Below are 21,202 nucleotides of genomic sequence, written 5' to 3'. Positions count from 1 at the left end.
TGGCTATAAACTAAGTATTAAAAATTCGTTTTTTAGAGGCTGTAAACTTGTAACTAAATTCGCGATTAAGGAATCTCCATATTCCAGATAAAACTCCGAGAAATTACTGTTTCGTTCTTGCAAACTGCCATTAGGGAATAAGTCCCTTTGAAGGTCGCGCATTCTAGAAACTTGATCTGCCAATTTTCGTTTTTGGGCTTTAAGCAGACGTTTTTCAAGATGATCTAAGCCTTTTAATTGTTTAACTTCTTGAGCTTTTACGGCACCTAAAAAACTCTTATCGGTTTGTGCTGCCAATTCGTATAATGCCAGAAATTGCTTGTTAAGCTGTTCTTTTTGAGGCGAAAAATCGATGTCAATATCCGAAATCTGTCTTACCTTTTTATTAATAAAGGCATCGGGTTGTAAAAACAAGTCTGCTTTCGATATCTTTAATTTCTTGAGCTTTTCTTGCTGCTTTTCGTTTTGAATTAAAACCGAGTTACGCAATAACAAAATAGGAAAGGGCACTTTAACCGCATCAAAAAACGGTTTTAACTGCAACCAGTACGATAATTCGCCACCGCCACCAATATAACACAGGTTTGGCAAGATAACTTCTTGGTATAAGGGCCGCATAATCACATTTGGCGAAAACCGTTCGGGATGCTGTTTTACTTCATCTAAAATAGCGTCTTTTGTGAACGTAATAGCCGTATTATTCACTTTATAAAGTCCGTTTTCAAAAACAAGACGTTCGCGTAAATTTTCTTTTAAATAAAACAGATTAATTTCTCTTGGGTTAACCTGAATATTATAGGTTTTTTCAAGTTGTGTATTGGTAGCAGCAACCGTTTTATACGATGTACTATTTAACAACTCATTTTCAATAAATGGTGTAAATTGTTCTTTTAAAGACGCATCATTGGCATCTATAATGACCAAACCATAAGCTTTAAACAATTGGTTGGCCAAATAATGTGTTGCAGTGCTTAAATTATCATGTTTTACGTAGGCGTTTTCAAAGAGTGTTTTTAAAAAATCGGCATTTTGACCATGACCAAGGTCTTTAGAAAACAAGTCTAAAACCCTATCTAATCCGTTGGTAGATAATCCACCAACCGCACCTTGTGATGTTGTATTCCACTGTATTTTTTTGCCTTTAAAATTAAAGTAATTAATTTCTTCAAAATCGTGATCCTCCGTCGCCATCCAATATATTGGGACGAAATTGTAGTTAGGATAGCGTTCTTTTAGCTGCGTAGTTAGATTTATTGTTGAAATTATTTTATACAGAAAATACAAAGGCCCTGTAAATAAATTAAGCTGATGCCCTGTGGTAATCGTAAACGTATTATCGGCTTTTAATAATTCTATATTCTTTAAGGTGGATTTTGATGCCTCTATATTTTTGTATTGATGTTCTAAGCGTGCCGCCAAAACAGCTCGAGAATTGGCTGAAAACGATTGTTGTTTTTCCTCTACTTGCGCTTTAAAGTTCTCAAGCTTTGGAAAACGATTATAAAACGGTTTTAATTCATCTTTTTCATCCAAATAATCAGTTATTAACGGTGAAAAATAACCGGTATCTTTAAACGGAATATAATTTTGCTGCATATTAACTTTAAAAATTATGTAAATATACAGTTATTCCATTTTTATCATTGTAAAAAATACGTTAAAGCATTTATCTTTTATACAAATTGGGGTATTTTACTTTCTTTAGTCGTTTTTTTAGTTCTTCTCTAAAACCTTTAACAAGACTTTTTATTTTAAAGATTCAAAATAATTCTAGATAATGGGTTTACGTCTGCATTATCAATTTTTACATTATTTTAGATCAAAATTAGTGATTCTAATCAATTTTCGTAAATTTACTAATCAAATTACATCTACGTATTTTTAAGATAATACGCTTACCATAAGACTTTATAAACAAATATTATGAAAATACTTCTAACCACTTTCACACTATTATTTACTTTTTTATTATCTGCACAAAGCACGTATTTGCATTGCGGAAAATTGATTGACACTAAAAAAGGTGAAATTCAAAAAGAAATGACCATTATTGTTACAGATGATAAAATATTAGACGTGAAATCAGGATATATTAATCCGAAATCAGCAGAAGATCAAGTTATTGATTTAAAATCAAAAACAGTAATGCCTGGACTTATTGATATGCATGTGCATCTTGAAGGTGAAATGAATCCAAAACGATATATTCAACCTTTTGTTCTAAATGATGCTGATATTGCTTACAACGCACAAGTTTATGCAAAATCTACATTAATGGCAGGCTTTACAACAGTTAGAGATCTTGGAGGAACTGGCGTAAATGTTTCCTTACGTAATGCTATTAATCAAGGAAAAGTTATTGGACCAAGAATTTTTACTTCTGAGAAATCTTTGGCAACCACAGGTGGTCATGCAGACCCAACCAACGGCAGAAGAAAAGAACTTATGGGTAATCCTGGGCCTAAAGATGGGGTTATTAATAGTATTGAAGAGGCGAGAAAAGCTGTTAGACAGCGCTATAAAAATGGTGCTGATTTAATTAAAATCACTGCAACAGGTGGTGTACTTAGTGTTGCTAAGAATGGACAAAATCCTCAATTTACTGTTGAAGAAATTAAAGCCATTACAGAAACTGCTAAAGATTATGGTATGCATGTAGCGGCACACGCCCACGGCGATGAAGGCATGCAAAGAGCTATTTTAGGTGGTGTTAAAACTATTGAGCATGGCACTATGATGAGCGAAAAAACAATGGACCTTATGAAAAAACATGACGTCTATTACGTACCTACAATAACTGCAGGAAAATCGGTTGAAGAAAATGCCAAAATTAAAGGTTATTTCCCCGATATTATTGTTCCTAAGGCTTTAGCTATTGGTCCAAAAATACAGAGTACTTTTGGAAAAGCTTACAACAAAGGGGTTGGTATTGCCTTTGGCACAGATGCTGGCGTCTTTAATCATGGTGAAAACGGTAAAGAGTTTGGTTATATGGTAGAAGCCGGAATGCCTGCTCTAGAGGCCATCCAGTCTGCAACCATTACAAATGCAAAACTATTAAATATGGAAAATGAAATTGGCCAAATTACAACTGGCTTTATTGCAGATATTGTTGCTACAGATGATGATCCTACTGAAAATATTAAAACTATGGAAAATATATATTTTGTAATGAAAGATGGGAAAGTAATTAAAAACTGATACTTCCATTTAAATACTGACTTAGATAAGATTTACAATCATAAAAAAATCTTCTTCTTAATTCTTGAAAATATTAAAATTAGCAGCAATATTATATGGATTTATTTTTTTTTGAAAATGTAGAACATGTCTAACTTAAGTATTTTGCTCAAAATTTACGTTTCAAAAAATAGTTTTTTAACTCGAACGAAACCAATAAAGACTGAAAATACAAATATTTAACTTAAAAAAAAAAAAAAATGAAGTCTTTTTCTTAAAATGATTAATTAAACATTGATATTTGGTGCAACAGAAATTATCTTATTAATAAATAAGCTACAAAAGACAAACCATATTACAGAACGGAAGATAATTCTCTTGTCTATTTAATTAAAAACTAGGTGCAATACTCCTTTCCTATATTTTCAATTTTAAAAATAGGTAAAAGCATTTATCTTTTAAACAAATTGGGTAAATTCGCTACCTTCAATCTTATACTTTATATTATGAAACGTTTTTTACGTCCGTTTTTCGTTCTAACTTTTTTGGTAGTAACCATTTCGGTTAATTCTCAAAATCTTCAATCGCCTTCAGCATTTTTAGGCTACGATTTAGGCACTCAATTTACTAGACACCATCAGGTGGTTAGTTATTTTGAACATGTTTCAAAGGCGCATAAAAATCAAGTAAAACTTGAACAATACGGCCAGACTTACGAACGCAGACCCCTTATGGTGGCATATATTTCATCAGAAGAAAATTTAAAAAACATTGAAACCATTCGTCTTAATAATCTAAAAAATGCTGGTGTAATAGACGGTGATTCAACATCACCTGATGTTGCCATAATTTGGTTAAGCTACAATGTACACGGCAACGAGGCTTCTGCTACCGAGTCTGCCATGGAAACCATCTACACCCTTTTAACCGAAAAACAAGATTGGTTAAAAAATACTGTAGTCATTATAGACCCTGCCTTAAATCCAGACGGACGCGACCGCTACGTTAATTGGTATAACCAAACCGCAAGTACACCTTACAATATTAGTCAACAAGCCAGCGAACATCATGAGCCTTGGCCAAGTGGCAGACCAAACCATTATCTTTTCGATTTGAATAGAGATTGGGCTTGGGCTACACAAATTGAAACGACCTCAAGACTAAAATTATACAATAAATGGTTGCCACATATTCATGTCGATTTTCATGAGCAAGGCATAAACGAGCCGTATTATTTTGCGCCGGCAGCAGAACCTTTTCATGAAATTATTACCGATTGGCAGCGCGATTTCCAAACTCAGATTGGTAAAAACAATGCAAAATATTTCGATGCTGAAGGCTGGTTGTACTTTACTCGAGAGCGTTTCGATTTATTTTACCCTAGTTATGGAGACACCTACCCAACGTATCTGGGAGCAATTGGAATGACTTACGAGCAGGCCGGACACGGACGCGCAGGCTTAGGTATTTTAAACGACGAAGGTGAAGTTTTAACGCTTGTAGACCGCATTAAACACCATACCTCTGCAGGTTTATCGACGGTAGAAATGGCTTCAAAACATGCTAAGGCGTTAAATACGGAGTTTAAAAAATTCTTTAATACTGCCAATTTAAAATATAAAAGCTACGTCATGCAAGGCGATGCCGATAAAATTAAATCGCTAACCCAGTTCTTAGATAAACACGACATTAATTATGGTTTCGCTCAAGGCGGAAGAGTGAACGGTTACCATTATGCCACATCTTCCCAAGGGAGAATTAACGCAACATCGGAAGATTTAGTAGTGAGCACCAACCAACCCAAAGGCAAAATGGTAAAAGTGCTTTTTGAGCCAAATGCCAAATTAAGCGATTCGTTAACTTACGATATTACAGCCTGGAGTTTACCCTATGCATATGGCTTAAATGCTGTTGCCAGTAATAAACTAATAGCTACGAAAACCACCCAACCAAGTGAACTTAAAAATACCCTAAGCGAAACGGCAACGGGTTATATAGTTAGGTGGAACCACCTAAAGGATGCCGAATTTTTAGCTGATTTACTAAAACAGAATATTAAAGTTAGGTTTACCGAGAAACCCTTAAAAACCGATGGAAAAACCTTTAACAGCGGATCCTTAATCATTGTAAAAGGTGATAATAAAACCATAAATAATTTTGAAGCTAAGCTATTAAAGACAGCCAACACCTATCGACGAAAATTACATGCTGTAGCCTCAGGCTTTTCCACAAGTGGGCCCGATTTTGGATCACCAGATATTAAATTGGTTAACAAACAGAAAATTGCCATGCTTTCGGGCAAAGGTACCTCCTCTTTAAACTACGGTGCGCTTTGGCACTTTTTCGAGAAGCAATTACACTACCCTGTTACTGCTATTAATACCGAGAATTTTAATACTTTCAACATCAATAAATTTGATATACTTATCCTGCCTAGTGGAAATTACAAGCCTATTTTAAATGAAAAAGGTTTAAATAAATTAAAATCATGGGTTGCCAAAGGTGGTAAAGTTATCGCTATAGGTAACGCGATGAGTGCTTTTGCAGGCAAAAAAGGCTTTAAGCTAAAAAAGAACGAAACCAATAACAAGGCAAAAGATAGCAGCAACCTAATACCTTATGCCAATAGAGAGCGTGAGGCTGTAAAAAACATGATTTCTGGGGCTATTTTTAAAACAAAAGTAGATAATACACACCCTATGGCTTTTGGCTATGGTGACACGTATTACTCGCTCAAGCTAGGTAGCAGCTCTTATAAATTATTAGGCGATTCTAACTTTAATGTGGCGTATTTAGGTGATAATCCTTTACAAGTTTCTGGATTTGTCGGGAGTAAGACCTTGAAAAAGCTAAACCATTCATTAATTTTTGGCGAAGAACGTATTGGTAAAGGCAGTATGATTTATATGGTAGACGATGTGGTGTTTAGAGGCTTTTGGGAAAACGGAAAACTATTTTTAGCCAACGCTATCTTTTTTGTGAATAATAATGCGGTTGAGCTATAGGTTAACAGCTTCATAAAAACTAGCATCAAGAAAAAGCCTCGAATTCTCCCGAGGCTTTATCATTTTAAATATTCAATAACTAATTGATTATTCTGGCATTACTACGGTATCAATAACGTGAATTACCCCATTGCTCCCCATAACATCGGTGGCCACAATTTCGCTATGGTTTCCCGCAGCGTCTTTCAATAGGATTTTATCGTCTTTTTGTACCACTGTTAAGGTTTCACCATTTAAGGCTTCTAATTCTACAGTGCCGTCACCTTTCTTTAAAGCGGCTACAACATCGGTAGCTACTAACTTACCAGAAACAACGTGGTAGGTTAAAATATTGGCTAAAGCCTTTTTATTTTCTGGCTCTAATAAAGAATTTAATGTGGCCGAGTCGATTTTAGCAAAAGCATCGTTTGTGGGAGCAAAAACGGTAAAAGGCCCATCACCTTGAAGCGCCGACACTAGCTCGGCCGCCGTTAATGCCGTAACTAAAGTTGAAAAATTCTCATTTCCTACAGCAACATCAACTATAGTTCCTTGAGCCAAAGTATTTTTTGAGAAGGCTAAAGACAGTGTCATGGTTAAAATAAAAGCTAACTTTTTCATAATTTATATTTTTTAAGTATTCGATTTGTGTAAATATAATGAATAGTTTTTGTTTTGTTTAATTATTTAATGTTTTTATTAAACAAAATATAATGATTTTATAATATATTCGTTTTTTAATAGGTTACGACACCTTAAGGTTTGATACGTATAGTTAGAATTTTCGCTCTGAAACAATGTAAAATCTCACCGATTTTTTTTAAATGAATTGGAGACTCGAGACGCTGTTAAATAACCAAAAGCCTGTTAAAAAAACAATAATTGCATTATTAACTTCTTTACATTAATTTACCTCACAAATAGCACTTTAATATGACAATAGGGATTATAGGTTGTGGTTGGCTAGGCTTAAAAATTGCAAAGCACCTAAAACAAGAGCACGATATTTTTGTAACAACCACCTCGAAAACCAAAGAAAATCACCTCCAAGATTTAGGTCTTAATCCGACGCTTATTAATTTTTTGGATTCCGACATTATCGAAAACCATAACTATTGGGAGCGATTACATGAAATCGATAGCCTCATTATTACCGTACCGTTTTCTAAACGAACAAGCATAACGCTTCTAAAAAACAGATTCTCAAATTTATCCTTATTTATCGATAATTTTGACAAGCAAGTATTTTTAATGAGTTCCATTGGTATTTATCCCCAAACAGATATCGAAATCACAGAAACCACCTTTACAGAAAAAGACCTTAACCCCAGTATTTTATTTGTTGAACGTTTTATGAGAGAACGGTATCCACAAATTAATATTCTACGTTTAGGCGGATTAATGGGTGCCAACAGAGTTTTTAGTAACTATAAGGTCTCGAATTTGAATCAGGTGGTAAACCACGTGCACTATGTCGATATTTGTAACATCATTGAAAAAATGATTGCCTTAAAGATTTCTAATAAAACATATAACGTAGTGGCGCCACTACACCCTACTAAAAGTGCAGTGATTAGCTATCAAAAAGGCGATAAAGCCCATGAGGAGATTGATGATTCATTTGGAAGACGGGTGCAATCTGATAAACTGCAAACCGAATTAGAATATAGGTTTACCTACCCGAATCCGATGACCTTTCATTTAGAATAAGCCGCTAATATTACAAGTGATTCTTGTAAGTAGCATTCATAAGGTTTTTAAATTTTAGAATTAATAAATACAAAAACGCTTTAAATTGGTAAAGTAAACTTATGAGTTATAGCAAAAGGTTCGTGTAATACTACTGCGTTTCTGGGGCTTCGATAAACCCTTGTTCACGCATCCAATCGTCGTTATACATTTTAGCGACGTAGCGGCTACCGTGGTCGTGAAACAATACCACGACAACATCATCTTTTGCAAAATGTTCTTTTAGTTGTAGCACCCCTTTTATGGCAGCGCCTGCCGAATTTCCCAAAAACATCCCTTCTTCCTTGGCTAATTTCTGAGTATAGATAGCCGCATCTTTATCGGTTACCTTAGTAAAACCGTCAATAACACCAAAATCTACATTTTCAGGTAAAATATCTTCACCAATACCCTCGGTGATATAGGGGTAAATTTCGTTTTTGTCGAACACACCAGTTTCATGATATTTTTTAAATACCGAACCATAAGTGTCGACACCCCAGATTTTAATATCTGGATTTTGTTCTTTTAGATATCTACCAACCCCCGAAATGGTACCGCCTGTGCCTACGCCCACAACAAAATGGGTGACTTTACCGTTGGTTTGCTTCCAAATTTCTGGTCCTGTGCTCTCGTAATGTGCCAAGGTGTTACTGGGGTTATCGTACTGATTAACATACCAGGAGTTAGGCGTCTCTTCGCTTAAGCGTTTGGATACCGAATAATAACTTCGCGCGTCTGTAGGCTCTACATTGGTGGGACACACCACAACTTGTGCGCCTACTGCGCGTAGAATATCCATTTTTTCTTTAGACTGCTTATCACTAATCACAAAAATACATTTATAGCCTTTTACAATGGCGGCCAAAGCTAAGCCCATGCCAGTATTTCCAGAAGTGCCTTCTATAATGGTGCCTCCAGGTTTTAAGCGCCCGTCGGCCTCGGCATCTTCAATCATTTTTAATGCCATTCTATCTTTTGTAGAATTACCCGGATTAAAGGTTTCGTATTTTGATAAGACTAGACACGGCAAGTCTTTTGTTAATACATTAAGCTTGACTAACGGCGTGTTCCCAATGGTTTCTAATATGTTTTTGGCGTATTGCATACTCTGTTTTTATAGTACAAATTTAAGCTATTGTTTTTAGTTTTTTTAAGACCGATAATATTAAAACCTGTTGTAAATTGCGTTAACGATTGAACGGCCTGTTTGAAATCCTTTTTAAAAACAAAATAGTAGATAACTTGGTGCAGTACCGCATATAAAAAACATACCCAAGCCGCTTATTTAGTAAGGCTCTTTTTAAAAAGATTGAGTAGTGAAAGCGTGTTAAAACGCCCAAATTATTATTCGAAACGAATGGCTTTTACTGGCGATATTTTGGTAATGATGTAGGTGGGAATTAAAAGCATGAGCAAACACAATATAAGGGTGCCTAAATTTAAAGCCAAAATATAATCTAAACTGATGTAAACTGGGGCTTCGGAAACATAATATGTACTCGGGTCTAACTTAAATATTCCGAAATACTTTTGAGCAAATAACAAACCTAATCCTAAAATATTACCCCAAAATAAGCCTAAAATAATAAGATAGGAGGCGTTGTAAAGAAAGAGCTTTCGGATACTCCAATTGTTACTCCCTAAGGCTTTTAAAACACCAATCATTTGTGTGCGCTCCAGTATTAAAACCAGCAAGGCCGTGATCATGTTTATACCCGCTACAAGTATCATGATGCCAATGATGCCATATATATTTTTATCGAAAATTTTAATCCATTCCAGTATAGAATAGTACTTCTCGACCACGGTTTGCGTGTTTAAAGTGGAGGGTGTATTTTGATAAATTTCGGTGCCTTTTTTCTCAAGCTCATCATAATCGTCTATAAAAACCTCAAAACTCCCTATTTGGTCTTTTCCCCAACGATTTATACGCTGTAAATGGCGAATATCGCCTAAAAGGTACTGTTTATCAAAATCTTGAAAACCTGAGTTATAAATTCCAACAACCTTGTAGGTTATGATGTTTGGTATGGCATTGGGATCGTCTTTTTTAAACACCATCTGGAAGGTATCGTTCAAATTAAATTGCAATCGATTGGCCAGATATTGTGAAATTAAAACGTCTTCATTACGTGTATCGCTATAATCTGGAAGTTGGCCTTCTATTAAAAACTCCTTAAAATAACGCCAATTATAATCGGGTCCAACCCCTTTTAAAATAACGCCTTCAAAATCGGTTTCGGTTCGAATTACCCCAAATTTTGTGGCTATCGCTTGGATATGCGCAATACCCTCAACGCTTTTAAAATCTGGGTAAAAGTCTTGGTTTTTAGAAATGGGAAACAAGCTTTCTTGCGAGTTATTACTGTCGTAATTGGTGATATTTACATGCCCATTAAAAGCCACCACTTTATCACGTATTTTTTGCTGCAAGCCAATACCTGTGGCAATAGCAATCATCATGACCACCATACCAATAGTAATCGCCGCAATACCAATTTTTATTATTGGTGCAGATATGCTACTTTTATACGCTTTACTACCAATAATGCGTTTTGCTATAAAAAACTCGTAATTCAATTTATATGATGCTAATTAACGGTTTCAAAAATACAGTTTTAATCCCAATAATTATCGGGTTTATTTTAATGATTTCTTGCGGAAGCAAATCGAAAAATAAAGATACTATGGGTACGCAAGTGCAAGACTTGCATAAAACGGCTCAAAACCAAGACCCTATTATTGTTGGTGCCAATCAAACCGAAAACTATTTACATTTACTTAAAGGTAAACGTGTTGGTATTGTTGCCAACCAAACATCGGTAATTTTTAAAGACCGCAAACCACATTCTAAAAATAAAAACTACACCCATTTAGTAGATTCCCTAATGGCTTTAAACATTAGCATTAAAAAGGTATTTGCACCAGAACATGGCTTTCGTGGTACTGCCGATGCTGGTGAGGTCGTTAAAGATGGTATAGATACTAAAACTAATTTGCCAGTGGTGTCTCTATACGGCGCAAAAAACAGAAAGCCGCAGGCCGAACATCTTGAAGATTTAGATGTGATGATTTTTGATATTCAAGATGTTGGTGTTCGTTTTTATACTTACATTTCGACTTTACACTATATTATGGAGGCTTGTGCCGAAGGCAAAATTCCCCTAATTATATTAGATAGACCCAACCCAAATGGCCATTATGTTGATGGCCCCACCCTAGAAATTGAACATAAAAGTTTTATTGGTATGCACCCCATCCCCCTAGTTCATGGTATGACTATTGGTGAATATGCGCAAATGGTAAATGGTGAAAATTGGTTGCCGAATAACTTAAAATGCGATATAAACATTATACCTGTTAAGCACTATACACACGACACCTTTTACAGTTTACCCATAAGGCCTTCACCAAATTTACCAAACGACCAATCTATTAAACTCTACCCAAGTTTAGGACTTTTTGAAGGTACAAACGTAAATGCTGGTCGCGGTACAGAGTTTCAATTTCAACGCTACGGTGCACCATTTTTAGACAGCACTTTTTTTAAATTTAGCTACACGCCTATTGAGAATTTTGGTGCTAAAAATCCGAAACACAAAAACGAGGTGTGCTATGGTGAAGATTTAAAAGATGAAACTATTGATAGGATTATGACCTTAAAATGGATTATCAAGGCTTATAATAATTCGACCGATAAGTCTTTGTTTTTTATCACCAACGGATTTACAAGACATGCAGGCACCGAAAAAATACAAAAACAAATTGAAGCAGGTCTTAGCGAAGCGGCTATTAGAGCCACTTGGCAAGAAGATATAACGGCCTTTAAAAAAACGAGAGCAAAATATCTAATTTACGATTAATTTTCAGTTTTAATCGGATTTTGATAGTCCTGAAATGGTTGTTTCAGTAAATTTTTAATGCTACTGTTTGCTTTTTCATCTGGAAAAACATCAACGCCGTAAACAATCTTATCGGTATCAAGTTCCATATATGTGCCTAACAGCCTATCCCATATCGAAAAAATATTACCGTAATTAGAATCTGTAAACGGCATTTTATAATGGTGATGTACCTTGTGCATATTGGGCGATACCAACACATAACTTATAAGTTTATCTACTTTTTTGGGTATGCTAATATTGGAGTGTGAAAACTGTGTTGCCACAATCGATAACGATTGATACAACATAACAATACCAATGGGCGCCCCAATAATAACCACACCGAGTAACGTGAATAAATACCTAATAAGACTCTCGATTGGGTGGTGTCTATTGGCTGTGGTGGCATCAACCTTATGGTCTGAGTGATGTACCAAATGTACTTTCCATAACACAGGTGTTTTATGCTCTATTAGATGTGGTAAATAAGCTCCAAAAAAGTCCATAAACAACACCCCTAAAAAAATATAAATACCTAATGTCATTTCTGGTAACCAGTTTAGTATCCCAAAATTATTAGCTAAGGTCCAATCGGCAGTCCATAACAAAAGGAACGCCATAGGCAAATTAACAAGCACCGTGGTTAAGGTGAAAAAGATATTGGGAATGGCGTGTTTCCATTTTTTATACTTAAAATTAAATAAGGGCATGGCCCCTTCTAGAAGCCAAAATAAGCTTAATCCGCCAACAATAATTAAGCCTCGATGTAAAGCCGGAATGGTCTCAAAATAGTTTAAAAATGCTTCCATTAAATAAAGATCTGTCTCTAAAGATAAAAAATAATTTTTTTCAAAAACATTAATTCTCAAATTTTATCAGTAAATCTTTTGTTGTTTTTTGGTGATAAAACATCATAATTCGATCCTTTGTAACTTTAAAGGGACGTCTCTAATTTCATTATAAGAACAAAACTTTGTTTTTCTTCTGCATAAATCAGCCCAATCTGCGGAAAAATTCTATTTATTTCCTATGGATAACGCAGACCTGCCGGCTGCCAGGTAACGCTGATTTTTTTACGAGAATGACACCAAACAGATACACCATTAATTATTAACATAGAAGTAAAAATAAAAACTGAAACTAAACTTTAATACGCTTTTTCATAGCCTCAACAATATTAAAAGCCGCAGGACACATGGCTACATTTTTCAAGGTTAGATTTGAGATTTGCTGAAATTTTTTTCTATCGGTATGCGGAAATTCACGGCAAGCCTTTGGTCGTACCTCATAAATAGAGCAATAATTATCTGCACCTAAAAAAGTACAAGGTACCGTTTGCAGAACGTAATCGTTATCTTCATCAATTCGTAAAAACTGGTTTATAAATTGCTGTGGTTTTTGCCTAAAATGTTTGGCTATTCTATCAATATCTTTGTTGGTAAATAAGGGACCTGTGGTTTTGCAGCAATTGGCACAAGTTAAGCATTCGGTTTTTTCAAACTCGTTATCGTGTAGTTCTTGCATGACATAGTCCAAATTCTTTGGTGGCTTTTTTTTAAGCTTTTTAAAGAATTTTTTGTTTTCGTTATGCTTATCTTTGGCGCGTTTTGGAAGCGTTTTTATCGTGTTTTCCATGGCGCAAAAGTAGTGTTTTCGCCATTACAGATGAAGTAGGACTGAGAATATTTTTTAAATTGTAAGGCTGAAACAAGAGATTGCCAAGACTTAAAAAAAGTATCGTAATGACGGGAATTATGAAAGTTGGTTTTGCCATTACAAAGGAAATATCATTGAAATAGTTTTTAAAATTGCAACGCTTAAACAAAAGATTGCCACGACTTGAAAAAAGTCTCGCAATGACGTAAATTATGAAAGGTGTTTTTGGGGATGATTCGATTTTTAAGTGCTACCATAATTTCTATTTAAAACGCTCCGTGTATCTCTGTGTAAACTCAGTGTAACAACTTTTAGAAACAACAAAACAAAAGATTGCCCCGACTTAAAAAAAGTCTCGCAATGACGTAAAATATGAAAGTTGGTTTTGCCATTACAAAGGAAATATGATTGAAATAGTTTTTAAAATTGTAACGCTTAAACAAAAGATTGCCGCGACTTAAAAAAAAGTCTCGTAATGACGTAAATTATGAAAAGGTATTATTAAAAAATTTAAACACTATTATAATAAATTTTCAAAACACTCCGTGTATCTCTGTGTAAACTCAGTGTAACTCGGTGTAACAACTTTTAGAAACAACAAAACAAAAGATTGCCGCGACTTAAAAAAAGTCTCGCAATGACGTAAATTATGAAAGTTGGTTTTGCCATTACAAAGGAAATATCATTGAAATAGTTTTTAAAATTGTAACGCTTAAACAAAAGATTGCCGCGACTTAAAAAAAGTTTCGCAATGACGTAAATTATGAAAGACCTTTTTGGAAATGATTAGATTTTTAAGTGCTACCATAATTTCTATTTAAAACGCTCCGTGTATCTCTGTGTAAACTCAGCGTAACTCGGTGTAACAACTTTTAGAAACAACAAAACAAAAGATTGCCACGACTTGAAAAAAGTCTCGCAATGACGTAAAATATGAAAGTTGGTTTTACCATTACAAAGGAAATATCATTGAAATAGTTTTTAAAATTGTAACGCTTAAACAAAAGATTACTTAGACTTGAAAAAAAGTCTCGTAATGACGTGGAATATGAAACGTGTTTTAGCCATCACAAATGAAATATAACTGAAATAAAATTTAAAATTGTAACGCTTAAACAAAAGATTGCCGCGACTTAAAAAAAGTCTCGCAATGACGTGGAATATGAAACGTGTTTTAGCCATCACAAATGAAGTATAACTGAAATAAAATTTAAAATTGTAACGCTTAAACAAAAGATTGCCGCGACTTAAAAAAAGTTTCGCAATGACGTAAATTATGAAAGACCTTTTTGGAAATGATTAGATTTTTAAGTGCTACCATAATTTCTATTTAAAACGCTCCGTGTATCTCTGTGTAAACTCAGTGTAACTCGGTGTAACAACTTTTAGAAACAACAAAACAAAAGATTGCCACGACTTGAAAAAAGTCTCGCAATGAAGGGAATTATGAAAGTTGGTTTTGCCATTACAAAGGAAATATGATTGAAATAGTTTTTAAAATTGTAACGCTTAAACAAAAGATTACTTAGACTTGAAAAAAAGTCTCGTAATGACGTGGAATATGAAACGTGTTTTAGCCATCACAAATGAAATATAACTGAAATAAAATTTAAAATTGTAACGCTTAAACAAAAGATTGCCGCGACTTAAAAAAAGTCTCGCAATGACGTGGAATATGAAACGTGTTTTAGCCATCACAAATGAAGTATAACTGAAATAAAATTTAAAATTGTAACGCTTAAACAAAAGATTGCCGCGACTTAAAAAAAGTCTCGCAATGACGTAAATTATGAAAGACCTTTTTGGTAATGATTAGATTTTAAATGCTACCATAATTTATATTTAAAACGCTCCGTGTATCTCTGTGTAAACTCAGTGTAACTCGGTGTAACAACTTTTAGAAACAATAAAACAATTATCGCGACTTAAAAAAAGTCTCGCAATGACATAAATTATGAAAGACCTTTTTGGAAATGATTAGATTTTTAAGTGCTACCATGTTTTATATTTAAAACGCTCTCTGAATCTCTGTGTAAACTCAGCGTAACTCGGTGTAACAACTTTTAGAAACAATAAAACAATTATCGCGACTTAAAAAAAGTCTCGCAATGACGTAAATTATGAAAAGGTATTATTAAAAAATTTAAACACTATTATAATAAATTTTCAAAACACTCCGTGTATCTCTGTGTAAACTCAGTGTAACTCGGTGTAACAACTTTTAGAAACAACAAAACAATTATCGCGACTTAAAAAAAGTCTCGCAATGACATAAATTATGAAAGACCTTTTTGGAAACGCTTTATTAGATTATTACAACGGAAATTATTCTGAAGACCTGATTACCTCAACACATATTTCTGACGAAGACACCCTACCTATTCCCTATTTATTTCGAGATTATAAAGCCATGCCAAAACTAGAACAACAGGCCTTAAAACTTGCTAAAGGCACGGTTTTAGATGTTGGCTGTGGTGCAGGAAATCACAGTTTATATTTACAAGAAAAAGGACTAAAAGTTAAAGCTATTGATATCTCTAATGGCGCTATTCAAGTCGCAAAAAAGCGTGGTGTATTACAAGCTGAAGTCAAACCTATTTTAGAGGAAACAGACAGCTTTGATACCATTTTACTACTGATGAATGGAACGGGTATTTTTCAAGAATTAGCACAAGTTTCAAAATATTTATCGCATTTAAAAAGTTTATTAAAGCCAAACGGACAAATATTAATGGATTCGTCAGACATTAAATACATGTACGAAGACGACGATGGCGGTTTTTGGATAGATACCAATGCCAACTATTATGGTGAACTCGATTATTTTTTATCGTATAAAGGCGAGAAAGAATCCCCAATGAAATGGCTTTATTTGGATTTTAACACCTTATTAACCGCTTGTACCGCTGTTGGGCTTAAATGTGAACTGATAATTGAAGGCGAACATTTTGATTATTTGGCACGATTGAGTTAATTATTCTGTTTTCTGAACGTCGATTTTTTGGAAGACACTCCAAATTTAAGCCTGATTTTTTCAGTTCATTTCATATATTTAGCACACATATGAATATATCGTTTTAAAAGTACTGTATTTCTGTTTTTAACGAAAACCTAACAGATTAGAAACCTCTTATGTTAGGTTTAAATTGTCACGAAAATTCACAGATATTAGTTCTTTAAGTAATTTTTGTTCTGTACCCAGCTATTTCTTTTTAAAATAGCAGCTTAATAGCTTACATTTTTTCACCATCAACAAAAGTACTAAGCACTTTTATATTTGGTATGTCTTCAACAGGAACTTCCATAATGTCTTTATCTAATATGATAAAATCGGCTAACTTACCCGTTTCAATACTGCCTTTCTCTTCTTCTTCAAAATTAGAATAAGCCGCCCAAATAGTCATCCCTTTTAAAGTTTCTTCTCTGCTCAAAGCATTTTCAATTTGATAGCCGTTTTCTGGATAGCCTTTTAAATCTTGACGCGCAACTGAAGCGTAAAAGGTATAAAACGGACTAACATGCTCCACAGGGAAATCTGTTCCTAAAGCTATCTTTCCGTATTTATCGAGTAAGTCCTTATTAGCGTAGGCCCCTTTAATACGTTTACTACCCAGTCTATCTTCTGCCCAATACATATCGCTTGTGGCGTGTGTTGGTTGTACCGATGGAATAATATCATCAAACAAATCGAAATCTTCTGGCGAAATAATTTGAGCATGCTCTATACGCCAGCGTCTATTGGGTTTTCCTTCTAAAACCTCTTTATAAACGTTTAAAATCGCATGGTTTGCAGAATCGCCAATAGCGTGGGTATTCATTTGGTATTCTGAATTGGCTATAGCTTTTGCTGCACTACTAAAAGTCTGGTAATCGGTTAATAGCAAACCTAAGTGATCTTGTTTATCGCTATACGGCTCCTTCAATAAAGCCCCTCTTGAACCCAAAGCACCATCTGCATAAAACTTAAAAGACCTTACATTAAGCCTATTGGTTTTAATAATACCTTTATTTAAAAAATAATCTAGATTCTCTTCTGAAGCCGAAACCATAGCATAAACACGCATTTTTAAATCGCCTGCTTGTTGTAAACTATCAATAACTTCTATGGCTTCTTTGTCTAAACCAGCATCATCAACCGTAGTTAACCCATAATCGAAACATATTTTTTGTGCTTCTAATAAAGCATTTGCCATATCCTTTTTTGTGGTTTTTGGCCAATAATCGAGCACTAAACGTTCGGCGTTATCTACTAAAACACCAGTTAATTCTCCATTTTCGATAACCACTTCGCCGCCATCAACTTCACTGTCTTTAGTGACATTACCCAAATTTAAAGCGGCTTGATTACAAATGATAGCATGTCCATCTATTCGCGTTAAATAGATTGGTGTATTAGGAAATAATTCATCTAACTGCTTTTTGTTAGGAAAAACCTTATCGTCCCAATCGTTTTGATCCCAACCACTACCTTTAATAAAATCTAAATTGTGTTCAGATTGAAACTCAACAACGCGTTGCACGACTTCATCAAAACTTTTAGTACCAAACAAATCTACTGCTTGTTTATTAAGTCCTAAGCCTAAAAAATGGCAGTGCGCATCTATAAAACCAGGAACTATAGTTTTTCCTTCGGCATCTACTATATTTGAAGCTTCGTATTTTGACGACAGGTCTTCAGCATGACCAACCTCAACAAATTTTCCGCTCTTAACCGCGAAAGCGGTAGCAGTTTCAAAATCACTATTTACGGTATAAATATTGGCGTTTGTGACAATTAAATCCACTTGTTGCTTTTTAGAACAACTTACAATAAGGATTACGAATAATAGAAAAAGAGGTTTTGTCATGATTAGAATTTTTTATAAAAATAAAAAAAACGTGCTAAAACAAACCCTTTTAAAGATTATAATTGATATTACTTTTTGGGATATCGATAATGCCCCGTAATTTTAAACCTAAACAAACAGTCTTCAATAACCTGTCCTGCCCCAATATTATGAACAATTAAGTTGCGTTTATTGTCTTTCGATTTTTTATTAACCACGATTCCAATATGTTTGGCACCGCCTTTTAAATTCCAAGTCACAATATCACCTGGCAGATAATTATTGGGGTCTTGAGTAATAGGCAATTCGGTGCCATGGCGCTCAAAATACGTCCTTAAATTAGGCACACGCCGGTGGTCAATATTTCTATCGGTACTTTTTAAACCCCAATTTTTCGGATAGGCGCTAAAGTTTGCTTTCATGTCTTCATGAACCCGTTTTTGCAAATCGACACCAAGTCTCCTGAAGGCTCTAATTATCACATCGGTACAAACCCCTTTATCACTAGGCACATAGCCATTAGGGTAAGCAATCGAAAAATAACTTGGATCGTAAGTTACTTTTTGATGAGTTAGTTCTAATGCTGCCTGAGACAAGGTTAATACTTGTGCATCACTTTGTGACATACCAATGTTGAGAGATAGGAAAGCTATGAAGAGTGTATAGGTTTTCATTAAGTACATGATAAACATTATTTTAGAGCACTAACCACTACCGATTTACACGATAATAAAAACCTGACAGACCTAACAGGTTTTTGAAACCTTTTAGGTCTCCGTTACGAACAAAATTACTCGATGTTTGGTCTTTATTAAAATGTTTAAAATTAAATGTTCTATTTATGAGATCAGAAAACTAATTTTTAATTAAAAATCACTAGTGTCCGATTAAAAATATTAAAATGCTGTCAATCCTTTTAAAATCAAGAACTTTGTACGTTTTTTAAAATGTCACCTTGCTTACTTGAAATAATTATTAAGATTTAAAGGAACTATTTTGTTAATTTAAAGTACTTCTGTTTATCAGTTAGTTAGAGTCAAGTCTTGGTTCTTATGTCTATTAGCGAAGCGGTCTTATGTCTTTTGTCGGACATTAATGAATAAAAATATAGTTTAGCTCAAAAGATTAGCACCTTGTTACACGCCTCGTAACGACATTAGAAATCGAACTTATACGTCGCACCTGCCAAAACCTGAAAACTTTGCACAGGGAAATTCTGCCATTTCTGATAGCCTTCATTGGTTATATTATTTGCTTTGGCAAAGACCGAAAATTTATCGTTTATATGGTATCCTACATGCGCATTGGCATCAAAATAACTCTCTAAAACCACTGTAGATGGCATTATAAATATAAAACCATCATTCAAGAAAAATTGATCTTTACGCTCGCCTACATAGAATAGATTCGCGCCAGCAAAAATTTGCTCGGTAACCTGATAGTCTAAAAACAACGAGCCTTTTAGCTCGGGTAAATTCCAAGCTTCGGCTTCATTATCTGTGCTGTATTTAAAATATTCGGCCTTTACACTCATTTTAAAGTTTCTGGCGACATCTATAGCAATTTCTCCAGCAATACCAAAGGTTTCTACGTCGTCGTATACGGTACCAAAAGAATTTCCGTAGGCATAATTTTGAGTAGTTAAACTAATCTCATTATTTCTGATTAGAGCTTTATTATTTTCAGCAACATAGCTCGCACTAATATTATAACTTGAATTACGAGTTATTTTACCTTTTAACCCCAAGTAGCCATTATATTGTTGATCGGTTGGCGTGACAAATAATGTAGGCGACACAAATGGATTCTCTGAAGCAAAATCGTAATACGAATTTTGAATGAGTTCGCCTGTAATTCCGCCGTAAGCGATTAATACATCACTTACCAAGCGATAGGTTGCCGTAACATTGGGGTACACATAGAAATTATTGTCCTTAGTTTCAAAATTTCTTAAATAAGATACTGATGCCCCAACATTTACCGTTAAATCATCTTGTTTTAATTGATAGGTTGGTGACACCGCTAGATGAATATTGCGATGTTCTAACGGGGTGTTTACAGAGTAAGCTCGGTAAAAAGTACCTCCTATATAATCTAACTTTACCTCTGTAGAGATTTCTTCGCTATTTATGGGAACATCTACTTTTGCTTTGGCTATAAACCTGTTTTCTTCAGAATCTTGATCATCTCCAAAATGTCTTAATAACAAACTAGCTGAATTAATATAAGAATTCTCGAATGTAATATCGCCAGCTAAATGCGCACTATAAAATGTATGATCGACATCGATACTATTTGCTTGTGCTACCGTGATTTGAGATTCTGGCACACCGTACCAATTAAACATATCATGTTGAAAACCACCTTCTACCTGCCAAGCGAAATCTCTCAATTCGTTCGAGTACTTAGCATTTAACTTTGTACTCGAAAAATTATCGTCGAAGGCTAAACCTTCAATCCCACCTTGCGATGAGTGATGACTTAAATACCCCCCAACACTTTCAGTTCTGCTAAGGGCATGATTTAAATACACTTCGCCCAAAATAGTAGTATAGGTCCCAACGGCCAAAGTTGCATAATTATCGAACAATTCTATGGGTTTTGCTTTTTCTACAACCGCAGCCTTGCCTTTTGCTGGTGTAAATGTTGAGGCTACAGGAAATGACAAAATATTATATTTAAGTTCTTTTTTTGTCGCCGTTTCTTCATCTACCAAAGGTGGGACTTCCTTAACCTTAAAAGCATCAGAAATAGTTGGCTTGTAAGGTTTTACGATATCTACAACACCTGTATTAATGGTATCATTTTTTCTTATTTGAGAGAAAACAGTGGTTACACTTAAAGTAACAATGGCTAATAAAATATATTTTTTGTGCTTTCGCATAAGGATTTATTTTCGATTTTTTAATTTATACAATACTTCACTTCGACTACCAACGGT

At 34.5% G+C, this 21,202-nt stretch carries 14 protein-coding genes; 5 read left to right on the top strand and 9 right to left on the bottom strand.

Annotated features, from left to right (window positions below):
- Positions 1–3: 3 nt before the first annotated feature.
- Positions 4–1,596 (bottom strand): bacillithiol biosynthesis cysteine-adding enzyme BshC, encoded by a 1,593-nt coding sequence (bshC, locus tag FEZ18_RS11550; RefSeq protein WP_153268458.1) that lies wholly within the window; start codon positions 1,594–1,596, stop codon positions 4–6.
- 327 nt (positions 1,597–1,923) lie between these two features.
- Between bshC and FEZ18_RS11545 the strand changes: the two genes are divergently transcribed.
- Both FEZ18_RS11545 and FEZ18_RS11540 read left to right on the top strand, forming a co-directional pair.
- On the top strand, positions 1,924–3,201 hold the full coding sequence (locus FEZ18_RS11545; RefSeq protein ID WP_153268457.1) for a metal-dependent hydrolase family protein: 1,278 nt from the start codon (positions 1,924–1,926) through the stop codon (positions 3,199–3,201).
- A gap of 485 nt (positions 3,202–3,686) precedes the next feature.
- Positions 3,687–6,185, top strand: coding sequence for a M14 metallopeptidase family protein (locus FEZ18_RS11540; RefSeq protein ID WP_153268456.1), 2,499 nt, complete (start codon positions 3,687–3,689; stop codon positions 6,183–6,185).
- Between the two features lie 87 nt (positions 6,186–6,272).
- On the opposite strand, the gene FEZ18_RS11535 is transcribed toward FEZ18_RS11540, so the two are convergent.
- Entirely contained in the window at positions 6,273–6,785 is a 513-nt protein-coding gene (locus FEZ18_RS11535) for a fasciclin domain-containing protein (RefSeq protein WP_153268455.1), read from the bottom strand.
- Between the two features lie 312 nt (positions 6,786–7,097).
- On the opposite strand from FEZ18_RS11535, the gene FEZ18_RS11530 reads away from it, so the two are divergent.
- The gene (locus FEZ18_RS11530; protein ID WP_153268454.1) at positions 7,098–7,874 is read left to right on the top strand and encodes an epimerase; all 777 of its coding nucleotides are present in this window, start codon (positions 7,098–7,100) and stop codon (positions 7,872–7,874) included.
- 130 nt (positions 7,875–8,004) lie between these two features.
- Here the strand turns inward: FEZ18_RS11530 and FEZ18_RS11525 are convergent, their stop codons facing one another.
- Positions 8,005–9,000 carry a PLP-dependent cysteine synthase family protein gene (locus FEZ18_RS11525; protein ID WP_153268453.1) on the bottom strand — a complete coding sequence of 332 codons (996 nt, stop codon included), beginning with the start codon at positions 8,998–9,000 and terminating at the stop codon, positions 8,005–8,007.
- Between the two features lie 239 nt (positions 9,001–9,239).
- The gene (locus FEZ18_RS11520; RefSeq protein ID WP_153268452.1) at positions 9,240–10,475 is read right to left on the bottom strand and encodes an ABC transporter permease; all 1,236 of its coding nucleotides are present in this window, start codon (positions 10,473–10,475) and stop codon (positions 9,240–9,242) included.
- Positions 10,476–10,480: 5 nt separating this feature from the next.
- Here FEZ18_RS11520 and FEZ18_RS11515 point away from each other — a divergent pair, with 5 nt between their 5' ends.
- The gene (locus FEZ18_RS11515; protein WP_153268451.1) at positions 10,481–11,758 is read left to right on the top strand and encodes an exo-beta-N-acetylmuramidase NamZ domain-containing protein; all 1,278 of its coding nucleotides are present in this window, start codon (positions 10,481–10,483) and stop codon (positions 11,756–11,758) included.
- Here the strand turns inward: FEZ18_RS11515 and FEZ18_RS11510 are convergent.
- Together FEZ18_RS11510 and FEZ18_RS11505 are read right to left on the bottom strand one after the other, a co-directional pair.
- On the bottom strand, positions 11,755–12,588 hold the full coding sequence (locus tag FEZ18_RS11510) for a sterol desaturase family protein (protein ID WP_153268450.1): 834 nt from the start codon (positions 12,586–12,588) through the stop codon (positions 11,755–11,757). The two genes, FEZ18_RS11515 and FEZ18_RS11510, sit on opposite strands and share 4 nt — an antisense overlap.
- Positions 12,589–12,919: 331 nt before the next feature.
- Entirely contained in the window at positions 12,920–13,414 is a 495-nt protein-coding gene (locus FEZ18_RS11505) for a YkgJ family cysteine cluster protein (protein ID WP_153268449.1), read from the bottom strand.
- A gap of 2,299 nt (positions 13,415–15,713) precedes the next feature.
- On the opposite strand from FEZ18_RS11505, the gene FEZ18_RS11500 reads away from it, so the two are divergent.
- Positions 15,714–16,409, top strand: coding sequence for a class I SAM-dependent methyltransferase (locus FEZ18_RS11500; protein WP_153268448.1), 696 nt, complete (start codon positions 15,714–15,716; stop codon positions 16,407–16,409).
- A gap of 259 nt (positions 16,410–16,668) precedes the next feature.
- On the opposite strand, the gene FEZ18_RS11495 is transcribed toward FEZ18_RS11500, so the two are convergent.
- From FEZ18_RS11495 to FEZ18_RS11485, 3 genes are all read right to left on the bottom strand, one after another.
- The gene (locus FEZ18_RS11495) at positions 16,669–18,282 is read right to left on the bottom strand and encodes an amidohydrolase (RefSeq protein WP_153268447.1); all 1,614 of its coding nucleotides are present in this window, start codon (positions 18,280–18,282) and stop codon (positions 16,669–16,671) included.
- A gap of 68 nt (positions 18,283–18,350) precedes the next feature.
- A complete protein-coding gene (locus FEZ18_RS11490; RefSeq protein WP_153268446.1) occupies positions 18,351–18,935 on the bottom strand; it encodes a DUF1287 domain-containing protein in 585 nt (194 codons plus the stop codon).
- Between the two features lie 482 nt (positions 18,936–19,417).
- Positions 19,418–21,145: a TonB-dependent receptor gene (locus FEZ18_RS11485; protein ID WP_153268445.1), complete on the bottom strand. Its 1,728-nt coding sequence runs from the start codon at positions 21,143–21,145 to the stop codon at positions 19,418–19,420.
- Positions 21,146–21,202 lie beyond the last annotated feature (57 nt).

Origin of the sequence: Oceanihabitans sp. IOP_32, assembly GCF_009498295.1 — a bacterium.
Classification (GTDB): Bacteria; Bacteroidota; Bacteroidia; order Flavobacteriales; family Flavobacteriaceae; genus Wocania; species Wocania indica.
Note: the sequence above shows the minus strand (reverse complement) of the source record. Positions and strands in the feature narration are given on the sequence as shown.